The 21657-nt window shown below is 70.3% G+C and carries 17 protein-coding genes; 1 reads left to right on the top strand and 16 read right to left on the bottom strand.

From position 1 onward, the window contains the following. Window positions 1–89: 89 nt before the first annotated feature. From ASD18_RS17220 to ASD18_RS17295, 16 genes are all read right to left on the bottom strand, one after another. Complete coding sequence (locus ASD18_RS17220; RefSeq protein ID WP_056094988.1) at window positions 90–1985, bottom strand: hypothetical protein; 1896 nt, start codon at window positions 1983–1985, stop codon at window positions 90–92. Then, window positions 1985–2743 (bottom strand): type II secretion system protein J, encoded by a 759-nt coding sequence (locus ASD18_RS17225; RefSeq protein WP_235522445.1) that lies wholly within the window; start codon window positions 2741–2743, stop codon window positions 1985–1987. Before ASD18_RS17225 ends, ASD18_RS17220 begins: the two co-directional genes overlap by 1 nt. Beyond that, the gene (locus ASD18_RS20825; RefSeq protein WP_162251760.1) at window positions 2740–4662 is read right to left on the bottom strand and encodes a type II secretion system protein; all 1923 of its coding nucleotides are present in this window, start codon (window positions 4660–4662) and stop codon (window positions 2740–2742) included. The genes ASD18_RS17225 and ASD18_RS20825 overlap by 4 nt, the downstream gene beginning before the upstream one ends. A gap of 138 nt (window positions 4663–4800) precedes the next feature. Next, entirely contained in the window at window positions 4801–5235 is a 435-nt protein-coding gene (locus ASD18_RS21790) for a type II secretion system protein (RefSeq protein ID WP_056094991.1), read from the bottom strand. Window positions 5236–5399: 164 nt separating this feature from the next. Next, window positions 5400–6632, bottom strand: coding sequence for a type II secretion system F family protein (locus tag ASD18_RS17240; protein ID WP_056094994.1), 1233 nt, complete (start codon window positions 6630–6632; stop codon window positions 5400–5402). Continuing rightward, window positions 6632–8227, bottom strand: coding sequence for a type IV pilus twitching motility protein PilT (locus ASD18_RS17245; protein ID WP_082574172.1), 1596 nt, complete (start codon window positions 8225–8227; stop codon window positions 6632–6634). Before ASD18_RS17245 ends, ASD18_RS17240 begins: the two co-directional genes overlap by 1 nt. Window positions 8228–8348: 121 nt before the next feature. Further along, on the bottom strand, window positions 8349–10025 hold the full coding sequence (locus ASD18_RS17250; RefSeq protein ID WP_056095001.1) for a GspE/PulE family protein: 1677 nt from the start codon (window positions 10023–10025) through the stop codon (window positions 8349–8351). Between the two features lie 90 nt (window positions 10026–10115). Further along, window positions 10116–10955, bottom strand: coding sequence for a shikimate dehydrogenase (locus tag ASD18_RS17255; RefSeq protein ID WP_056095004.1), 840 nt, complete (start codon window positions 10953–10955; stop codon window positions 10116–10118). A gap of 227 nt (window positions 10956–11182) precedes the next feature. Next, window positions 11183–11572 carry a peptidoglycan-binding domain-containing protein gene (locus ASD18_RS17260; protein WP_056095007.1) on the bottom strand — a complete coding sequence of 130 codons (390 nt, stop codon included), beginning with the start codon at window positions 11570–11572 and terminating at the stop codon, window positions 11183–11185. Window positions 11573–11753: 181 nt separating this feature from the next. After that, complete coding sequence (gene mltG, locus ASD18_RS17265; RefSeq protein WP_056095010.1) at window positions 11754–12902, bottom strand: endolytic transglycosylase MltG; 1149 nt, start codon at window positions 12900–12902, stop codon at window positions 11754–11756. Window positions 12903–12960: 58 nt separating this feature from the next. Next, window positions 12961–13530 carry a Holliday junction resolvase RuvX gene (ruvX, locus tag ASD18_RS17270; RefSeq protein ID WP_056095013.1) on the bottom strand — a complete coding sequence of 190 codons (570 nt, stop codon included), beginning with the start codon at window positions 13528–13530 and terminating at the stop codon, window positions 12961–12963. A 1-nt stretch (window position 13531) separates the two neighbouring features. Continuing rightward, entirely contained in the window at window positions 13532–16210 is a 2679-nt protein-coding gene (gene alaS / locus ASD18_RS17275; RefSeq protein WP_056095015.1) for an alanine--tRNA ligase, read from the bottom strand. Window positions 16211–16250: 40 nt separating this feature from the next. Beyond that, complete coding sequence (locus ASD18_RS17280) at window positions 16251–16607, bottom strand: hypothetical protein (protein ID WP_056095018.1); 357 nt, start codon at window positions 16605–16607, stop codon at window positions 16251–16253. Continuing rightward, a complete protein-coding gene (locus tag ASD18_RS17285) occupies window positions 16607–16975 on the bottom strand; it encodes a DUF948 domain-containing protein (protein ID WP_056095021.1) in 369 nt (122 codons plus the stop codon). The genes ASD18_RS17280 and ASD18_RS17285 overlap by 1 nt, the downstream gene beginning before the upstream one ends. A 111-nt stretch (window positions 16976–17086) precedes the next feature. Further along, the gene (rpsD, locus tag ASD18_RS17290; RefSeq protein ID WP_056095024.1) at window positions 17087–17713 is read right to left on the bottom strand and encodes a 30S ribosomal protein S4; all 627 of its coding nucleotides are present in this window, start codon (window positions 17711–17713) and stop codon (window positions 17087–17089) included. A gap of 199 nt (window positions 17714–17912) precedes the next feature. Next, complete coding sequence (locus tag ASD18_RS17295; protein WP_056095027.1) at window positions 17913–19283, bottom strand: replication-associated recombination protein A; 1371 nt, start codon at window positions 19281–19283, stop codon at window positions 17913–17915. A 93-nt stretch (window positions 19284–19376) separates the two neighbouring features. Here ASD18_RS17295 and ASD18_RS17300 point away from each other — a divergent pair, with 93 nt between their 5' ends. Beyond that, window positions 19377–21620 carry an MMPL family transporter gene (locus ASD18_RS17300; protein ID WP_056095030.1) on the top strand — a complete coding sequence of 748 codons (2244 nt, stop codon included), beginning with the start codon at window positions 19377–19379 and terminating at the stop codon, window positions 21618–21620. Window positions 21621–21657: the final 37 nt, after the last annotated feature.

Here is a 21657-nt window from a genome sequence, read left to right on the forward strand (position 1 = left end):
GTCTCATGGATCGCGGTGGACCATCCGCACAAGCCGGGGCGAACCGCCGCGGCCGCCGTACCCGCTCGGGTACGACGGCCGCGTCGTCGTCAGGACTTGAGCTCGGGAGGCGTGTTGCTCTCGCCGAAGTAGCGCTGCGACCACTGCGCGTTGACCCACCGGGGGAAGTACGGCGGGGCGCTGTACTTGAGCCGGGTGTCGTACACGTACTTCTTCAGGTACCCGGTGTCGCCGTTGCCCGTACCGACGATGCCGCGCCAGCGCTGGGCGATCGAACCGTCCACCCGCAGCTGGCCCTCGCCGGTGCCCTTGTCGTAGCGCTGGACGTAGAACGAGTGCTGCAGGGTCTGGATCGAGCCCATGATCTCGATCCCGGTGAACGCAGTCATCCCCGCCGGCGGCGTGATGTCGACGGGCCAGCCCGCGACTGCCCCGATCTCGGTGCCCGGCTCGTTGTCCCACTTGCAGGCGGAGCCACCCGGGCACGCCGTGCCGCCCAGGGCGCTGACCCTGGTCATCCACGGGTGGAACACCTCGACCGAGTTCGTGGCGACGAGGCCGACCATGTCGGCGCCGCTGAGGCCGCCGGCCAGCATGATGTCGCCGGTGAGGACCACGGACTGCGACGCGGCGAGCGTGACGCGACCCTTGACGGTGCCCTGCACGTAGAGGTTGCCCTCCTGGCAGTACTTCGTCGCTTCCTTCATGGTCAGGTCGAACGTGTAGGTCGAGCTCCCCAGCGGCGGCTTGGCCGCGGCCATCGCCTTCGTGTAGGTGCCGAGCGGCAGCGTCGACGTCCCGGGACCACCGATCTGCCCGGCGTCGCAGCGGGCGTGCGTGACACCGCTGTTCTCGGGCGAGACCTGGATGACCATGTTGTCCGGGACGGCCACCGATGCGCCGGCCGCCGAGTTCAGCTCCGTGGTGGAGCCGCAGGAGGGCTGCGTCCCGCCCGGGGGCGCGATGGCCGTGGGCACGCCGCCACCGTTGACCACCTTGTTCCAGACCCGCATCGTCCCCGCGGCCTCGAAGATGATCCGCGTCGAGCCGTAGTAGTGGCAGCCCGGGTAGCTGGTGAACGCCGCCGAGGTGTCGTCGAGGTAGAGCGCCGTGGAGTACTGCGGGCGGACGTTGTTGAAGTTCGCGGTGCTGTAGGTGCCGCCGGTCTTGCGCAGGCACCACTTCCAGGTCGAGGTCGACGCCGTGACGTTCTTGCACTCCGGGTTCGCCGACATGAACCCGTCGGTGAACGTCGGACCGTTGGCCAGCGCCGAGTCGTTGGTGAACACGCTGCCCTCGAGCACGTCACCGGGGGCGAACTGGATCTCGTTGCAGCTCTTGCCCTCGCGCCCTTCCCACCAGTACAGGGCGGCGTCGTACCCGCCGAGGCCACAGGCGGCCTTCTGGGTGGTGGTCAGCGAGGCGATCTTCGAGGCCGTGTACGACTGCACGTTCGACGGGTCCGCCGACTCGAAGTCGGTGTAGTAGACGTAGTCGGTCGACCCGCCCTTGCCCACGGCCGCCTCGACGGTGCGGTACTCGCCGTTGACGCGTCCGGTGGACCGCACCGTGATCGTGCCCTCGGTCAGCGCCCGCGTGGAGTCGACCGAGTAGTGGAAGAAGGCGTCCTTGTCCCCGGTCTCCCCCGGAGACACCGGCAGCCAGCCGACGGCCGTGCCTGCGCCCCAGCCACAGATGTTGCCGGGCACGGACGGGCCCCGCAGGGCGACGTTGGTGCAGTCGACGGCCTGGAAGTACCCGTCGTCGCGGTTCAGTCGCGAGATGTAGTCGTCGATGCCGGACTGCGCCGCCGACATGGTGCTCGAGTAGTCCTGGTCGTAGCGCGCGAACTTCTGGCTCGAGACGGTGAAGGCCAGGGCGGTGAGCGCAAGCATCGCCAGGACGAGCATGGACCCGATCACGATGAGCAGAGCGATACCGGCATCGTCCTCCCCGGCGCTCCGCGTACGTCGGAACCTGGTCATCAGTCCTCCTCGTCCTGGCGGAGGACGGCCTGCGCGTTCGGCAGCGTCACCCGCTGGATGTACGTCGTGGGGTCGACCTTCGTCGCGTTCTGCGACTGCACGGACACGACGAGCTCCACGGCGAGCACCCGCTTGAGCTCGTCCGCCGTCAGCGTGCCGTTGGTCGGGGGGGTGAGCCGGGCGCCCGTCCTGTCGTAGTAGGCGAAGATCGCGCCGGTGTCCGACTGGACCCCGGTGGCGAGCGTGCGCGACTTGAGCCGGTTGCGGCAGGCAGCGGGCGCGCCGGACGCCTCGGCGTCGCAGTACACGTACCCGGTCGCCGCCGGCACGTTCGAGTCCGGCACCTGCACCTTCTCGACGAGCGTGCCCGCCCCGACACCCGACGTCGTCAGCGTGTAGGTGACGCGGCTCGGACCGACGGTGTTCCCCGGGTTGTTGACGTTCGCGTAGAACTGGACGGCGAAGTCCCGGCCGAGGACGAAGGCGTCCTGCGTGCAGAGCGTGCACGTGGTGGTCAGCTGGCTGGGCATGACCGCCGTGCGCAGCGTCTTGGTCATCGTCGCGACGACCACACGCGCCGAGTCGACCTGGTCCTGCCGGGAGATCGACTGGGCGTTGGTCCGCATGAAGCCGATCGTGAGGGTCCCGACCGCGGCGAGCAGGACCGAGAAGATCGTCATCGAGATGAGCATCTCGGTCAGCGAGGTGCCCCGGTCGTCGCGTCGTGCCGGGATCGCCCGGCGCAGGTGGGCGATCACGGCCCGACCGACGTCGTGCCGGACGGCTTCGTCAGGGTCGCGGTCCCAGGGCCGACGATGTAGGTCCCCACCGCCGTGCACCCGATGCTCCCGTTCGAACCGTTGTTGTTCCAGAGGTAGGCGTAGTACGTCCTGGTCCCGGTCGTCGGCCGCGGGACGTTGTTGACGGTGAGGTTCTGGCCGTTCGACGAGGTCCTCGTCGTCGACGTGTACTTGGTCCCCGTCGTCGGCACGTTGGTCGCGGTGCAGGAGCCGTTCGTGGTCGCCGTGCTGAGCACGAGGTACCGCTGCGACGTGATGTTGGTCATCGTGATCGCGGCGTACAGAGTCGGCGGCGGGGTCACTCCCCAGGTCTTGGAGGTGGCCGTGCCGTAGGGCGCCGAGAACGCGCTGATCAGGTCCGGGTAGCTGGTGCAGGTCCCGTTCCAGGCGCCGTTCGTCTGCCACACGTACCAGCTGCCCGCCGGGATCGCCACGGGCGCCGTACGCGCACCGTCGATGTTGATCGCGATCGCCCCGACGGTGGTCGGGCAGGTCGTCAGCGAGGTGAGCCCGGACTTCTGCTTCTCCGCGATCCAGACCGTCCCGGCCGCGAGGCCCTGGATGCGGATCGTCGTGGTAGCCCAGACGATGTCCTCGTTGTCACCGCTCCCGAGCGCGACGTTCACCGGGCCCGGCGAGCAGGCGAACATGCTGCCGACCGCGTAGAAGTCGTAGGCCGCGGGCATGAGCAGGAAGGTGGCACCCGCGCCGGAGACCGGTTCGGAGGTCCCGGTCCCGCACGTGGTGGGGACGGTGCCGGTGGGGACGGCGAGAACGTTCGTCGTGCCGGACGGGAGCCCGGTGACGAGGACGGAGGCCATCTCGAGGGGCACCTCGATCGTGATGTTCCCGCCCGGCGGCAGGTCCTGCATGGCGTAGCCGCCGGTGGGCGCCACGCTGCCGAAGTACCCGCCGTACCCGGTGGGCCACAGGTTGGGGATGGTGGTGAGCACGCCGGCTGCCGTGCGCTGGGTCTCCCCCGAGGCGCCGGAGTACTGCGACGCGACGAGGGTCACGACCGAGCCGGCCGCCTGGGCGTCGCTCAGCGGCTGCCCGTCGGACCGCACGATCTTGATCGTGACGGTGCCGCCCTGGGCCACGGTGAAGCTGGCGCCGGCGTAGATCTGACCCTGGAGGATGACGCCCGAGTTCTTGCTCGGGTTCGCGGTGCCGGACAGGTCGACGTAGGAGCTGTCGGCCACCGCGATGGTGTAGGCCGTGCCCGCGATCGCCGGGCTGACCCGGATCACGGCACAGCCGGACGCGTCGGTGTAGCCCATGGTCGTCGCGGCGCCGGTCGCGGAGACCGGGATGCCGACCAGCGGGTCGGCGTTCTGGTCGAGGACCTTGGCGGCGATGAACGAGTCGGTGGTGGGGATGCCGGTGTTCTTGTCCGGAGCGAGCGAGGCGGTGCTCACCACGGGCTGCACCGAGCCCATGTTCGGCCAGGTGACCGAGACCGTCACGCCCAGGGTCGGGTACGCGACGAGCGACCCTCCCTCACAGGCGGAGGCTCCGGTACCGGCGATGTTCCACTGGGCGGTGCGGGTGACCGTGTACTCACGGCCGTCGATGAGGAGCGGCTGGCCCGCGGTGCCGCCCGACAGGGGGTGGGGGTTCACGACGTAGCCGGCGTTCGCCAGGTTGACCGGCCCCGTCTTGCTGGCGCCGAACTCCTCGCGCACCAGGTCGATCTCGCGGGCGGCCAGGTTCGCCGCGGCGATGCGGCTGCGGTTCGTCACGCCCTGCGCCTGCGAGCTCATGATCACGCCGATGACCGCCATGGCCATGGTGCCGAGCACGACCATCGCGACGACGAGCTCGATGAGGGAGAACCCCTGGTCGGCGCCTCGGGCGCCGTGCGGGCTACGAACCACGGTGTACACCTCTGCCTGTCAGCGGGCGGGGGACGGGTGCGGATGACCCGGACGAATCGGTGGTACGACGACCGAAGAAGCCCCGGTGGGCAACGAGAGCGCTGCTCGCGTCGCCCACCGGGGCATCAAGTGCTTCGATCAGCAGCCGGCGAGCTGCAGACCCTCGGCAGCGGAGTACGACACCTCGGTGAGCGTGCCGGCGTCCGCGTCGATCGGGAGCTCGACGCACCAGGTGGTCGACAGGTCGGTGCCGGTGAACGACACGACCGGGACGCCCAGCTTGTCGCTCGAGGCGCCGATGCCCTCGCTGTTCAGCGTGTACTCGGAGCCGTCGCCGCCGCCGACCGTGACCGCCACGGCCGGGTCGCCGTCGACGTAGTGCGTGGCGATCTCCTTGCCGATGGTGGAGACGTCCGCCTTGGCGGCCGTGTCGACGGCCTTCTTGCGCTGGTTCAGGAACACCGGGATCGCGATGGCCGCGAGGATGCCGATGATGATCATGACGACGAGGAGCTCGATAAGGGTGAAGCCCTTGTCCTTCTCCTCCATGGACTTGCGGATACGAGCGATCATGTTGAGCTCCCCATGAAGTCAGTGCGGATGGTCTGTGTCTCATTCAGTCCGGCAGAGCCGGTTCGGTCCTACAGCCCATGCATCGTCCCGGGCCGCCCGCACCTTGAGCAGAATGCGCAGCACGCTGCGGATTCACTCTCCCGGAGCAATACCCCGGGGGCCGCTCACTCGATGAGCGCGAACACGCCGAAGATCGGCATGTACATGGCAATGACCATGGAGCCGACGATCGCGCCGATGACGACGATCATGAGGGGCTCGATGAGGCTCGTGAGCTGCTCGGTGGTGGACTCGACCTCGTCGTCGTAGAAGTCGGCGACCTTGGCGAGCATCGTGTCCAGCGCACCGGTGTCCTCACCGACGGCCATCATCTGCACGACCATCGGCGGGAACACCGGGTGCTGGGACAACGGCCCTGCCAGGGACTCTCCGCGTCGCACGGACTCCTGCACCGCCTTGGCGGCGCGTTCGATCACGAGGTTGCCGCTCGTCTCACCGACGATGTCGAGCGCCTGCAGAAGCGGGACGCCGGCGTGGATCATCGTGCCGAAGTTGCGGGTGAAGCGGGAGACCGCAATCTTTCGGAACAACTGCCCGAAAACGGGCAGCTTCAGCTTCCAGGGGTCGACGCGCTCCCGGATTCCGCGGTCGTTCTTGTGCTTTCCCCACCAGACCGAGAAAGCGACCAGGACGACGATGAGCGGGATGATCGTGATCTTCAGCGCCTGCGACATCCACATGAGGATCTGCGTGGGCAGAGGCAGCTTTCCGCCGAGCGACTCGAACATCCCCGCGAAGACCGGGACGATGAAGAGCAGCATTCCCACGGTGGCCAGGATCGCGATGACGAACACGACGACCGGGTACGTCATCGCGGACTTGATCTTCCCGCGGAGCTTGACCTCGGACTCGAAGTTGTTCGCGACCGACACCAGGGTCTGGTCGAGGAACCCGCCCACCTCGCCGGCCTTGACCATGTTGATCATCAGCGGCGGGAAGACGTCGGCGTGCTTGTTCAGCGCCGTCGAGAAGGCGGTGCCCACCTCGACGTCGTTGCGCACCTGCGCCACGACCTTGGCGAGCGGCTTCGACTCGGTCTGGTCGGCCAGGATGGACAGGGCGCGCAGCAGCGACAGGCCCGAGTCGATCATCGTGGCCAGCTGGCGCGACATGATCGCCAGGTCCTTGAGCGAGATCTTGTTGCCGCCGAAGCCCGGGATGTTGATCTCGGCGTTCAGCCCTGCGGTGTTGACCTCGGAGATCGAGACCGCCGCGAGGCCCATCTCGCGGAGCCGGTTGGCCACCGCCGCCTGGTTGGCCGCCTCGACGCGACCCTTGACGATCTTGCCGCCCTTGTCGCGGACGGCGTACTCGAACGTCTTCGCCCCGCCGGCCATCAGACGGCCTGGCTTCCGAAGGCGGCGCCACCCATGCTCGCCTGGTCACCCAGACCGGCGGCGCCCTGCGACCCGCCCGAGAAACGGCCGGTCAGACGGTTGAAGTCCTCCACGTGATGGCACTTCTCCAGACCGGTCTCGTAGGTGATCTTGCCGGTCTTCACCAGCTCGGAGAGGTGCTGGTCCATGGTGTGCATGCCCTGCTTGGCACCGGCCTGCATCGCCGAGTAGATCTGGTGCGTCTTGCCCTCGCGGATGAGGTTGCGGATGGCGGGGGTGGCGACGAGCACCTCGGTGGCCACGGCACGGCCGGGCGAGTCGGAACGCTTGGCCAGGGTCTGGCAGACGACGCCCTGGATGGCGCCGGCCAGCTGGGTGCGGACCTGGGACTGCTGGTGCGCGGGGAACACGTCGATGACGCGGTCGATGGTCTGCGCCGCGTCCTGGGTGTGCAGCGTGGCGAAGACCAGGTGACCGGTCTCGGCGGCGGTCAGAGCCACCGAGATCGTCTCGAGGTCACGCATCTCGCCGACCAGGATGATGTCGGGGTCCTGCCGGAGCACGTGCTTGAGCGCGTTGGCGAAGGAGTGGGTGTCCTGGCCGACCTCGCGCTGGTTCACGACGCACTTCTTGTGGCGGTGGAGGAACTCGATCGGGTCCTCGACCGTCATGATGTGGTCCTCGCGCGTCCGGTTGGCGAGGTCGACGATCGAGGCGAGCGTCGTGGACTTGCCGGAGCCGGTCGGACCGGTGACCAGCACGAGCCCGCGCGGGAGACCCGCGAACGTGCCGACGACCGCGGGGATCCCGAGCGCCTCGAGCGGCTTGATCTCGTAGGGGATCACCCGGAAGGCGGCGCCGATCGACTCGCGCTGCTGGTAGATGTTCACGCGGAAGCGCGCGAGGCCGCGCACGGAGTAGGACAGGTCGAGCTCGAGGTTGGTCTCGAACTTCTCCCGCTGCTTCTGCGTCAGGAACGCGTAGAGCGTGCGGCGCAGGCCCTCGGGCATGACCTGGCCGAAACCGTCGAGCGCCTTGAGCGAGCCGTTGATGCGGACCATCGGCGTCGTGCCCGTGGTCAGGTGCACGTCGGACGCGCCGAGCCGGACCATCTCGGTGAGGATCTCGTCGATCGGGAGGTCGCCCTCCTTCTGCTCCTGACCCATACCGCGACGCTGACCTCGGTCGCGGGCGGGGGCAGGGGCAGCGGGAGCGGGCCGAGCTGCCGTCTCAGCCGCCGGCTGGGGAGCCGGGACGTGTCCGGGGGCGCCGACCGCCGGGGCCGGGGCAGGCATGAAGACCCGGGTGGCGCCCATCGCGGAGGTCGTCGGCACCTGCGGCGTGAACGACGTCGCCGGCGGAGCAGGCGGCGTCGTGTAGGCCGGCGGACCGGACGGGCCGGGCTGGTACGCCGCACCGGGCGCGACCGGAGCCTGCGGCTGGTACGGCGGCGGGCTGGGCGGCGCCGACGGCGCCGTGCTCTGCGACGGGATCGGCGAGAACATCGCCGGCGCCCCCGCCTGCGGTCCGACGGGTCGGTAGGGCGGCAACGGCCGCGAGGGCTCCCCCGCGGGTGCCTGATAGTTCTCGCTCACGTCATTCCCTCCACGTGGTCGCCCGGATGGACCGGCACGGACGTGCCGGTACCAGGCCTTCGTTCTGGACCGTTCATCGGCGGTGCAGATGCCCGACTTGAGGCATCAGCACGCGTCGCTACTACGTGACGACGACGCGAAGGATCTCCTCGATGGAGGTCTGACCGAGCGCGACCTTGTGCCAGCCGTCGTCGCGGAGCGGGATCATGCCCTGCTTCACGGCGGTCGCGGCGATGTCGGCGGACGACGAGTGCGCGACGGCGTGGCGCTCGATCTCCTCGGTCACGCGCATGACCTCGTGCAGGGCGAGCCGGCCCCGGTACCCGGTCTTGGAGCACGTGGCGCAGCCGACCCGGCGCATGAGCTCCGGCAGCGGCTCGCCGTCGACCCACGGGAACCGGGCCGCCAGGAGCTCCTGGGGGGTCGGCGTGTACGGCTCCTTGCACTTGTTGCAGAGCTTGCGCGCGAGCCGCTGGGCCACGACGGCGTCCAGCGCCGAGCCGACGAGGAACGGCTCGATCCCCATCTCCGTCAGACGGGTGATGGCGGACGGCGCGTCGTTGGTGTGCAGCGTCGAGAGCACGAGGTGACCGGTGAGGGCCGCCTCGATGGCGATCTGCGCGGTCTCGTGGTCGCGGATCTCACCCAGGAGGACGACGTCGGGGTCGGAGCGCAGGATCGACCGGAGCGCCCCGGCGAACGTCAGCCCCGCCTTCGGGTTCACCTGGACCTGGTTGATGCCGGCGAGGCGGTACTCGACCGGGTCCTCGACGGTGATGACGTTGATCTCCGGCTTCGACACCGCGTTGAGCGTCGCGTAGAGCGTCGTCGACTTGCCCGAACCGGTCGGCCCGGTGACGAGGATCATCCCGTACGGCTTGGTGTACGACTCGCGGTACACCTCGTAGTTCGACTCGAGGAACGACAGGTCACGCAGGTCGAGGCTCGCGGTGGAGTTGTCGAGGATTCGCATGACGACCTTCTCGCCCCACACGGTCGGCAGCGTGGCCACCCGGAGGTCGATCTTGCGGCCGTTGTGCACCACCGACATGCGCCCGTCCTGGGGCTTGCGGCGCTCCGCGATGTCGATGTCGCTCATGATCTTCACGCGGCTGATGACACCGCCGGTGATCTGCTTGGGCGCCCGCTGGGTCTCGTGCAGCACGCCGTCGATCCGGTAGCGGACCCGCAGGTCGTGCTCGGACGGCTCGATGTGGATGTCCGAGGCCCGGTCGGTGATCGCCTGCGTCACCAGAAGGTTGACGAACCGCACGATCGGCGCGTCCTCGTTGCCGATCTCCGCCATCTTGGAGAGGTCGGCCTCGGCCTCGGCGTCGGCGTCCTCGAACGCCTGCGACAGGTCTTCCATCTCGTCGTCGGCACGACAGAACCGGTCGATCGCGCGCAGCAGGTTGTCGTGCGTGGCGATAACGGGGATGACGGACATGCCCGAGACGGAGCGCACGTCGTCGACGGCCATGACGTTGCCGGGGTCGGAGGTCGCGAGCACGATCGACCCGCCCTCCAGCGCAACCGGCAGCACCGAGTAGCGGCGGCACAACGCGCCGGGGACCAGGCTCACGGCGATGCGGTCGACCGGGTAGTCGTCCAGGTCGACGAAGTCCATGCCGACCTGGTTGGCGAGCGCCTTGACCAGCTGCGACTCCGTGAGGACCCCGAGCTCGACCAGCGTGCGTCCCAACGTCGTGCCCCGGGCCAGCGTCTCGTCGAGCGCGGCCAGCAGCTGCGCCTCCGTGACGAGGCCGTCGTCGAGCAGGATCTCCCCGAGCTGCTTCACGCGCGTCCCTCCGGTCGAACTGGCGGCCGGGTGCTGGCCGCGCGGATGTCTTCGTAGACATCGGCAGGGAGGTCGACGTGCCTGAGGAAGTCAGCCGGCGAGTTTGTCCTCGAGCGCGGCGGACATCGCAGCCAGGGGTGCGGGGTGCCCGGTCATCAGCCGGACCTGCTCGGCGGCCTGGTGCAGCAGCATCTGCTCACCACCCACCACCACTCCCCCGGCAGCCGCCCAGGCGACGGACAGCGCGGTCGGTCGCGGGTCGTACGCGACGTCCAGGAGCGTGCCCGAGGCGTGCTCGAGCCGGCCCGCCAGCGGGTCGGCGGCGTGCGGCGGGAGGGTCGAGACGACGACGTCCGCCTGCCCGATCTCGGCGGCGGCGTGGTCCAGCGTGCGGTACACCGGCGAGACCCCCATCCGGTGCGCGGCCCGCATGAGGCCACCGGCGCGTGCGACGGCGCGCACGTAGACCACCGGGGAGGTGCAGCCGAGCTGCGCGAGTGCGGCCAGCGCGGAGGACGCGGTGGCGCCGGCGCCGAGAACGGCCGCGGTACCGACCGGAGCATCCAGGCCCAGGGCGGCGACTATCCCGTGCACGTCGGTGTTGGCGCCGACGAGCGTGCGCCCCTGGAACAGCACCGTGTTGACCGCACCGACCACCTCGGCGAGCGGCTCGACGTGGTCGAGCAGCGGGATGACGGTCTGCTTGAGCGGCATGGTGAGGCTGAGTCCCGCCCAGGAGTCGTCCAACCCGCGCACGAACGCCTCGAGCTCGGCCTCGGTGACGTCGACGGCGTCGTAGCGCCAGTCGGTGAGGCCGAGCGCTGCGTACGCGGCACGGTGCAGCGCCGGTGACAGCGAGTGTGCGACGGGGTGGCCGAGGACAGCCGCGCGGTGCCGCGGACCTCGTGTCCCTGAGTCGGTGCTGTGCATCGGAGCTCCCCTCCGTGGACGTTGATCGAGCAGGAGCTCACACGTGCGTCATCGCCGAGGATGAGCCGAGCCCGCCGGCCGACTCTGCTCGACGAGCGACCGACCGCGTCGACGTCCTGGACGCGGTCGGTCGCTTCGTGCGCTGCTGTTGCCCGCAGGAACCCTACGTCACCGTCAGAGGGGTCCACCGAAGGTTTCGTGCCGGGGCAGGACCCGGCACGCGTACGTCACGGGCAGCCGGGGGCACCGTTCTGGTAGCGGGACGTGCAGAAGACGATGTCGCCCCAGGTCGCGGCACCGACGATCCCGTCGACGACGAGGCCACGCCTGCTCTGGTAGTTGCGCACGGCCGCGTGGGTCCCCCACCCGAAGATGCCGTCCTGTGCGATCCCGTACTGGTAGACCATGTTGAGCGAGATCTGCAGGATCCTGACGCAGTCCCCTCGCGAGCCGTAGCGCACCACCGTTCCCGTGCATTGCGACGGCGCCTCCGGTGCCGCGACGACCGCGGACTTCGCCGGGCTCGCGCTCACCGCGGCATTCGCCGGAGCCAAGGCTCCGACCGACAGGACACCCGCGACAGCCAGCACCGACACAGCCGAGAACAGCTTGCGCATTCAATTCCCCTTTGAATTCGTCATTCATGGCATACCGCACAAAAGGTGCATTTGCGGCGCCTGAAGCGTATCGGTGGGGGCCCAGGCCAGTCAATGTGTTGACTACGCCTGTCACTGTGTCGATGACTCGTCGTCCTGCTACCGGGTCGGCGCTGCTGCGGCAGCGAGTACCCGTGCCGAGCTATCCGTCGTTCTCCGCCTGCCACTGACGAAGGAGTGCCTTGTTCGCGTTGTGCTCGTCGTTGGTGACGGCGAAGCGGGTCTCCCCGGTGTCGAGGTTGACGGCCACCCAGAACAGCCAGTCACCCGGTTCGGGGTTGAGGACCGCGTCGATCGACACCGCACCCGGCGAGGCGATCGGCGTCGGCGGCAACCCGAGGTGGGTGTAGGTGTTGTAGGCGTTGGAGTCGTCCTTCGTCATCTCCGTGGTCAGGTCCATGCCCGAGATGCCCAGCCCGTAGGCGACGGTCGCGTCGATCTGCAGCACCATCTCCTTGGCGAGCCGGTTCTCGATGGCGCGCGCCACCTTGGGCCGGTCCTCGGGGAGCTTCGCCTCGCGCTCGACCAGCGACGCCTTGTTGAGCACGGTCTCCCACTGGTCCTGCGGGACACCCTTCTGCGTCAGCACGGCGACCGTCTGCGCGGTCATCTGGGCCAGGACGCTCGCCGGCGTCGCGTCCGGCTGGATGTCGTAGGTGGCCGGGAACAGCCAGCCTTCGGCGTTGCCGTTGGCCTCGGCCGGGAGCCCGATGGCGGCGGGGTCCGCGATCGCTGCCTGGACGTCCTCGACGGGGACGGCCATCTTCTCGCTGAGCTTCGTCGCGATCTGGTTCTTGGTGAGCCCCTCGGGGATCGTGACCTTGAACGAGACCCGGCTCGACGGGTTGAGGAGCGCGGTGACGGCGTCCGACGCCTTCATCTCCAGGAGCATCGAGTAGGTGCCCGGCTGGATCGAGCTGGCCTGCGGGTTCGCCGCGAAGGCGTCGTTGAAGGCCTTGGCGGTGGCGACGACCCCTGCGTCCACCATCGTCGTCGCCATGTCCGCGCCGGTGTCGCCGGGCTTGATGACGATCTCCACCCGGCCGTGACCGACCCCGCTGTAGTCGTCGACCCCGCTGGCGGAGCCTCCTTGACCCTGGAACAGGCCACCCATCAGCTCGACGACCACATAGGCGGCGCCGACCACCATCAGGATGGCCACGACGAGGACCCAGATCGAGCGGCGGCGGCGTCGCTTGCGCTCGCGCTGCTCCTTGGCTCGACCGCGGGATCGCGACGACCGGTGCTCAGGAGGGGCGACGCGGGTGTCGCCGCCGAAGAGATCGCTCACCTCGTCACTCCGTTCTCCAGGGGCCCAGCGGTCGGTCTGGCTGTTGGTCACGTGCGCGTCACTCCACAGTCGTCCGTGCGTCGCCCGCAGCCCCCCCGCGCGCCACTGGAACGTGCTGTCCTGGGTCGACCGGGACCCGCTCACCGGGACGTCGTCCCGACGCACGCTCCGCGTCCAGCGCGGACTGCAAGATCACCACCGCGGCCGCCTGGTCGACGACCTGCCGGTGGCTGCGTCCGGATCGGCCGGACGCATGCAGCGCGTGATGGGCGGACACCGTGCTCATCCGCTCGTCGACCAGACGCACCGCGACGGGTGCGACGGCCTGCGCCAGTTGGACAGCGTACGCGCGCGCGGCCTGCGATGCGGAACCTTCGGCACCCGACAAGTGCATCGGAAGGCCCACGTACACAACACCCACACGCCGCTCCTGCACCTCAAGCACCACCTGCGCGAGATCGGACGGGAGCCGACCCTTCGTGGCGGTCGCCCGCGCGAGCGTGGCCACCGGCGTGGCGATCAGCCCGTCGGGGTCGCTGCTCGCGAGCCCGACACGGACCGAGCCGACGTCGACGGCGAGGCGGGCGCCGCGGACGACGGTCGCGTCGGGATCGGGGGTGGCGGGCACGTCAGCCGCTCACCGCCGTCGCGACGGCCGACAGCGCCTCGGCCAGCCGCGCGGGATCCGTGCCGCCACCCTGGGCGAGGTCGTCCTTGCCGCCCCCGCCGCCGCCGAGGATCCCGGACGCGGTACGGACGAGGGCCCCGGCGCGCACGCCCTGCTCGCGCGCGGCCGCGTTGGTCGCCACGACGACGACCGGGCGCCCCTTGCTCACGCCACCGATCGCGACGACCGCGGGCGAGGCCTCACCGAGCCGCGAGCGGACGTCGAGCACGAGGGTGCGCAGCTCGTCGCCACCGACCTCGCCGGCGTCGTGCGTGACCACGCGGGTCTCCCCCACGGTCTGCGCACCGGACGCCAGCGCGCCCGCCTGGGCGAGCAGCGTCGCCTGGCGCAGCGCCGCGAGCTCCTTCTCGGAGTCCTTGAGCTTGGTGAGCAGCGCGGACACCCGCTCCGAGAGCTCGTCGGGACGCGCCCCGAGCAACCCGGAGAGCTGACCCACGAGGGCACGCTCCTTGGCCTGGTACCCGTACGCACCCGCACCGACGAGCGCGTCGACACGCCGCACGCCGGAGCCGATCGCCGACTCGGACAGCAGGGTGACGAGGCCGAGCTCGCCGGACCGCTTGACGTGCGTGCCCGCGCACAGCTCGAGCGACCAGCCGTCGCCGATGTCGACGACACGGACCTCGTTGCCGTACTTCTCGCCGAACAGGGCCATCGCACCCCGGCCCCGCGCCTCGTCGATCCGCATGACCGAGTCGGTGACCTCGAGGTCGTCCTGCAGTCGCTCGTTGACGCGCGCCTCGATCTCCGCGACGACCTGCGACGAGGTCGCGGACGGCGAGCGGAAGTCGAACCGGAGCCGGCTCGGCGCGTTGAGCGAGCCGGCCTGCGTCGCGCTCTCCCCGATGGACTCGTGCAGTGCCTTGTGCACCAGGTGCGTGGCCGTGTGGGCGCGCGCGATCGCGCGCCGGCGGTGGATGTCGATCGACGCCGTCCCGGACTCGCCGAACGTCACCGTGCCGTCCACCAGCCGTCCGTGGTGCACGGACAGCCCCTTGACCGGCGCCTGGACGTCGTCGACCTCGATGCGTGCACCGCCGTCGAGCACGATGACACCCGTGTCCGCCAGCTGCCCGCCCGCCTCGGCGTAGAACGGGGTCACGTCGAGCACGACCTCCACGTCCGCGGGCGCGGTCGCGGCCGGCGCCGGGACGCCGTCCACCAGGAGGCCGACGACGCGCGAGCGCGCGGTCGCGTCGGTGTAGCCGATGAACTGCACCGGCTTGGCGGTCTCGCTGCTGAGCGTGCTGTGCAGCTCCTGGTAGGCCGCCGTGTCGGCCCGGCCCGCGCGCTTGGCCAGCGCGTCCGCACGTGCGCGGTCCCGCTGCTCCTTCATCAGGGTGCGGAACGCGGTCTCGTCGACGGAGACGCCCTGCTCGGCCGCCATCTCGAGCGTGAGGTCGATCGGGAAGCCGTAGGTGTCGTGCAGCTGGAACGCCTGCGAACCCGTGAGCAGCGGCGCGGGAGACGACTTGGCCGCCTGCACCGCGGTGTCGAGGATCATGGTCCCGGCCGCGAGCGTGCGGCGGAAGGTGTCCTCCTCCGCGTACGCGACCTGGCTGATCTTCTCGAAGTTCGCCGCGAGCTCCGGGTAGGACGGGCTCATCGCGTCCTTGCTCAGGGGCAGCAGCGACGGCAGCGCGAGGTCCTCGACGCCGAGCAACCGCATCGCCCGGATGGAGCGGCGCAGCAGGCGGCGCAGCACGTAGCCGCGGCCCTCGTTGGACGGCGTCACGCCGTCGCCCATGAGCATGAGCGCGCTGCGCACGTGGTCGGCGACCACGCGCATCCGGACGTCGTCGTCGTGCACCGCGCCGTACCGCTTGCCGGACAGCTCCTGCGCGCCCTGGATGACCGGGAAGACCTCGTCGATCTCGTACAGGTTGTCGACACCCTGGAGCAGGTACGCGACGCGCTCGAGGCCCATGCCCGTGTCGATGTTCTTCTGCTTGAGGTCGCCCAGGATCGGGAAGTTCTCCTTGCCGCCCCCGTCACCGCGTTCGTACTGCATGAAGACGAGGTTCCAGATCTCGAGGTACCGGTCCTCGTCGACGACCGGGCCGCCCTCGGCGCCGTACTCCGGACCGCGGTCCACGTAGATCTCCGAGCAGGGACCGGACGGTCCGCGCGCACCGGTGGACCAGAAGTTGTCCTTCCAGCCGCGGCGCTGGATCCGCTCGTCGGGCAGCCCGGCGATCTGCTTCCACAGGTCGGCCGCCTCGTCGTCGTCGTGGAAGACGGTCACCCAGATGGTGTCGGGGTCGAAGCCGAACCCACCGGACTCGCGCGACCCGGTGACCAGCTCCCAGGCGTAGGTGATCGCGCCTTCCTTGAAGTAGTCACCGAACGAGAAGTTGCCGTTCATCTGGAAGAACGTGCCGTGCCGCGTGGTCTTGCCGACCTCCTCGATGTCGAGGGTGCGCACGCACTTCTGCACGCTGGTGGCGCGCGGCCACGGCGCGGTCTGCTCCCCCAGCATGTACGGGATGAACGGCACCATGCCGGCGATGACGAACAGGGTCGACGGGTCGGGCGAGATCAGCGAGGCCGAGGGGACGACGACGTGACCCTTGCCCTCGAAGTAGTCGAGCCAGCGCTGGCGGATCTCGGCGGTACGCATCGGTGTCCTCGTCGTCGTTCTGTGGTGATCGGGGTGGTGCCTAGAAGAAGGTGTAGCCGTCGTCGTCGTCCGGGTCCTCGGTGGGACCGGCCCAGTCGTCGCCGCGGCGGGAGGCCCAGGCTCGACGGAGCTTGTCGACGCGCTCCGGACGCTCGGCCCGCAGGGTGTCGATGTCGGCGTCGCCCACGAGGTCGTGCCGCAGCTGCTGCTCGCGCTCCGCCATCCCGGCGAGGAACTCGCTCTTGAGGGTGGCGACCGCGTGCGAGACCCGCTGGACCCCGTCGACGGCGTCGGTCGTTCCGGCGGGCAGGTACGTCTCGACGACCGCGCGCCCCTTGCGGAGGACGACGACGGTGACGACGACCCCGACCGCGAGCCAGGTGAGGCGGCGGGCCATCATCGGCTCCGGCGTGCGCTCGCCGCGAGACCGGACAGCGCCCGGCGCACGCCGTACGAGAAGGCGGCGACCTTGATCATGGGTGAGCCGACCGTGGCGGCGAAGAGGGAGGTCAGCGCCGAGACGTTCTCCGAGACCTGCGCGGCCGCCGTGGTGACCGTGTCGATGTTCGCCAGCTGCGTGTTCGAGGACGCCACGAGCGTGGCCGTCTCGTCGAGCACGGGCACGGTGTGGTCGGTGATCTCCTTGACCGAGGTCCGCGTCTCGTCCAGCACGCGTCCCAGCTTGATCAACGGGACCGCCAAGAAGCCCACGAGCAGCACGAACGCGATCGCGGCGATCAGACCCGCGACGTCACCCACCGACATGTCAAGCCTCCTGGTCCTGGGGTCGTCGACCCCGCCGAAACCCTACCTGTCCTGAACGCACGGACGCCCCGCTGCGCAGGTGCGCGGCGGGGCGTCCGTGAGGAGATCGGATCAGCGGGCGTAGTACTCGACGACCAGCTGGACCTCGCACGTCACGGGGATCTCCGCGCGCTTGGGGGCGCGGACCAGGACGGAGCTGAGCTTCTCCAGCTGCACGTCGAGGTAGCCCGGCACCGTGGGGAGCACGTCGCGGTGGGCACCGGCGGCGGCGACCTGGAACGGCACGGTCGCCTGGCTCTTCGGCTTGACCTGGAGCGTCTGGCCCGGCTTCACGCGGAAGGAGGGACGGTCCACGATCTTGCCGTCGACGAGCATGTGACGGTGCACGACGACCTGGCGCGCCTGCAGGATGGTGCGGGCGAAGCCCGACCGCAGGACGAGGGCGTCCAGGCGCGTCTCGAGGTTCTCCACGAGCGCCTCACCGGTCAGGCCCGGGGCCTTGCGGGCGTCCTCGTACGCACGAGCCATCTGCTTCTCGCGCAGCGCGTACTGGGCGCGCAGACGCTGCTTCTCGCGGAGACGGACCGCGTAGTCCGACTCGGTGCGACGACGCGCACGGCCGTGCTCGCCGGGGGGGTACGGCCGCTTCTCGAAGTGCTTGACGGCCTTGGGCGTCAGCGCGAGGCCGAGGGCGCGGGAAAGGCGCACCTGGCGACGCGAGCGGGTCACGCTGCTCACAGAGTTACTTCCTGTCGTTGTAGACGTCACACCCGAAGTCGGAGAGCTCCGCCGGGCGTGGGGCCGACCGTGTGGTGCGTCGTGTCTTGTTCCGACGCTGGCTAAGGCCCCAGGTGGCCGTCCGAGCTGGGGGCGTGGATGCACACCCGTCCCGCGGACGACCGTGACACTCTACCCTGCGGCGGCGGTGAAACCCGAATCAGCCCTGCTCGTCGAGGATCGCGCGGATGCGATCCAGCCTCTCGGTCACCTGACGCTCGTAGCCGCGGTCGCTCGGCTCGTAGTACCGCGTGCCCACCAGCTCGTCGGGCAGGTACTGCTGGGCGGCCACCGCGTGCGGCTGGTCGTGCGCGTACAGGTAGGACGTGCCGTGCCCCAGCTGCTTCGCCCCTGGGTAGTGCGCGTCGCGCAGGTGGGACGGCACGGAGCCGATGCGACCCGCACGCACGTCGGCCAGGGCGCGGTCGATGCCGGTGTAGGCGGCATTCGACTTCGGGGCCGTCGCCAGGTGCACCACGGCTTCCGCCAGGATGATCCGCGCCTCGGGCATGCCGATCAGCGCCACCGCCTGCGCGGCCGCGACCGCCGTCTGCAGCGCGCTCGGATCGGCCATACCCACGTCCTCGGCCGCGGCGATCACGATGCGGCGGGCGATGAACCGGGGGTCCTCCCCCGCGGCGATCATCCGCGCGAGGTAGTGCAGCGAGGCGTCGACGTCGGAGCCGCGCATCGACTTGATGAAGGCGCTGATGACGTCGTAGTGCTGGTCGCCGTCGCGGTCGTAGCGCACCGCGGCGACGTCGATGGCCCGCTCCATCGTCGCGAGGTCCACGGCGACGGGCGGGACGGCGTCGTCCTCGGACAGGGCGGACCCGGCGGCGGCCTCGAGGATGGTCAGCGCCTTGCGCGCGTCCCCCCCGGCCAGGCGCAGCAGGTGCTCCTCCGCGTCGTCGGACAGGCTGATCGAGCCGTCCAGACCCCGCTCGTCGTCGACCGCGCGGCGCACCAGTCGGCGCACGTCCTCGGTGTCCAGCGGCTGCAGCGTGAGCAGCAGGGACCGCGACAGCAGCGGCGAGTTCACCGAGAACGACGGGTTCTCCGTGGTGGCGGCCACCAGGGTGACCCAGCGGTTCTCCACGCTGGGCAGCAGGGCGTCCTGCTGCGCCTTGGTGAACCGGTGCACCTCGTCGATGAACAGGACGGTCTCGGTGCCGTCCGTGGCCAGCCGGCGACGGGCGTCCTCGATCACGGCGCGCACGTCCTTGACGCCGGCGGTGACGGCCGACAGCTCCACGAACCGGCGGCCGGACGTGGCGGCGATGAGGTACGCGAGCGTCGTCTTGCCCGTGCCGGGCGGCCCCCACAGGACGACGGAGGTCGGCGCGGCCCGGCGCGCGGCCTCGTTGGCCGGCTCCACCAGACGGCGCAGCGGCGAGCCCCCGACGAGCAGGTGCTCCTGGCCGGCCACCTCCCCCAGGTCGCGCGGCCGCATGCGCACGGCGAGCGGCGCGCCGGCACCCACGGCGGGCAGGCCGGTGGCCGTCGACGTCACCGCATCGAACAGGTCCATGCGGGCAGGGTACGCACGAGGACCCACGTCCGAGAGACGCCGTCACGCCGATCCGGTGACTCCGTGTGCGCGACGGCCGTTCCACCTGCGACGATGACCGGCGTGTTCGCCCGAGTAGGTCGCGCTGTCGCCCACCATCCACGCCTCACCGTCGTCGCGTGGCTGGTCCTCGCCGTGCTCGGCTACGGCCTGGCCGTCCTGGGCGTGCACGGCGAGAACCTGTTCGACCGCCTGAGCACCGGGGCTCCGTCGGTCCCCGGGTCCGAGAGCGCCGAGGGGCGTCAGATCCTCGAGGAGTCCGACGAGAGCGGCCCCTCGCTCACGCTGGTGCTCCAGGGTGTCGACCCGACGGACCCCGAGGTCGCCACGTCCCTCGCCCCGGCGCGCGCCGAGCTCGCGGCGATCGAGGGCGTCGCCTCCGTCATCGACCCCCTGGGCCTCCCGGACGGCGCCGCCAACCCGGCCGCCGCCCCTCTGCTCGCCGTGGACGGCGACGGGTTCCTCGTCGTGGTCGAGATCGCCCCGGACCTGCCCCCGGAGGAGGAGCAGGCCGCCCTGGACGAGGTCGAGGAGCGCCTGCGGGACGTCCCCGCGGACCTCGAGGTCGCCGCGCCGGGCGTGACCGGGATCGTCGGCGGCACGAGCCTGATCGTCGAGGCCATCACGGACCAGGTGGAGACCGACCTGCGCACCGGCGAGACCATCGCCCTGCCGATCGCGCTCCTCATCATGGTGCTCGTCTTCGGCGGGTTCCTCGCGGCCTCGATGCCGATGATGGGGGCGATCGCCTCCATCGCCGGCGGCCTCGCGGCGCTGCTCGGCTTCTCCTACCTGCTCGACCTCGACTCGTCCGTGGTCAACATCGTGACCGTGCTCGGCCTCGGCCTCTCGATCGACTGGGGCCTGCTGATGGTGTCCCGGTTCCGCGAGGAGCTGCACCACGTGGTCGACGACGACGGCGGGCGCGGGAGCCGACGACGGCGCGGCGACGGGGCCGTGCTGACCGCGATCGAGCGCACCATGGCCACCGCCGGCCGCACGGTGACCTTCTCCGCGCTCATCGTGGCCATCTCCATCGCGGGTCTGCTCGTCTTCCGGCCGCCGATCCTGCGGGCGTTCGGTGCGGCGGGCGTCGCGGTGATCGTGGTGGCTGTTGCGACCGCCCTGACCCTCGTGCCCGCACTCCTCGTGCTGGCCGGCCGCCGGCTGATCCGGCCGAGCATCCTGGCGCGCGTCCCCGGGCTGCGCGGCATCCTGGCGCGCACCGCCGACGTGCAGACCGAGGAAGGGCTCTTCTCGCGGCTCGCGGCGCGGGTGCAGCGGCACCCCTGGTTCGTGCTCCTCGGGTCGCTCGCGGTGCTCGGGATCCTCGCCCTCCCGCTCGCCCACATCGAGCTGCGCAACTCGACCACCGAGCTTCTCCCCCCGGGCAGCACCCAGCGCGAGTTCGTCGACGACCTCGCCCGCAACTACCCCGCGGCCTCCACGCCGGCGATCACCGTCGTCGCGCAGACGTCCCTCGACGAGGCCACCGCGTGGGCCGCGACCCTCGAGGACCTCGACGGCGTCGCGTCCGTCGACCCGCCGTCGCCCGTGGACTCCTACGTGGTGATCGGGGTCCGGCCCGACACCGACGACCCCGGTGACGCCGTCTCCCGGGAGGTCGTCCACCAGGTCCGCGACCTCGACGCGCCGTTCCCCACCTGGGTCACGGGTCAGGCCGCCTCCCAGATCGACTTCACCGCCGCCGTGGTCGAGCGGGCCCCGATCGCGATCGGGATCGTGGCGATCACGACGCTGGTCCTGCTCTTCCTGATGACCGGCTCCGTCGTGGTTCCCGTCAAGGCGCTCCTCACCAACGCGCTGTCCCTGGCGGCTGCGCTCGGGGTGCTCGTGTGGGTGTTCCAGGACGGCCACCTGTCCGGCCTGCTGAACTTCACGCCGACCGGGGGCATCGAGACCTACGTCGTGGCTCTGGTGGTCGCGTTCGCGTTCGGGCTGGCCATGGACTACGAGGTCTTCCTGCTGTCCCGGATCAAGGAGCTCGTCGACCAGGGCGTGCCCAACAACGACGCCGTGCGCCTCGGCCTGCAGCGGTCGGGCCGGATCATCACCTCGGCCGCGCTGATCGTCATCGTCGTGTTCGCCGGCTTCGTCGCGGGCGAGCTGCTGGTGATCAAGGAGGTCGGCTTCTCGCTGGCGGTCGCCGTGCTCATCGACGCGACCCTGGTGCGGATGCTGCTCGTGCCGGCGACGATGACGCTCCTCGGCCGGGCGAACTGGTGGGCACCCCCGTTCCTGCGGCGCGCCTACGACCGCATCTCCATCACCCACTGACGGCGCGCCTGGCGCACGGGTGAACGACATGTGGCGT

It is taken from the genome of Cellulomonas sp. Root137, assembly GCF_001426725.1.
GTDB lineage: Bacteria > Actinomycetota > Actinomycetes > Actinomycetales > Cellulomonadaceae > Cellulomonas.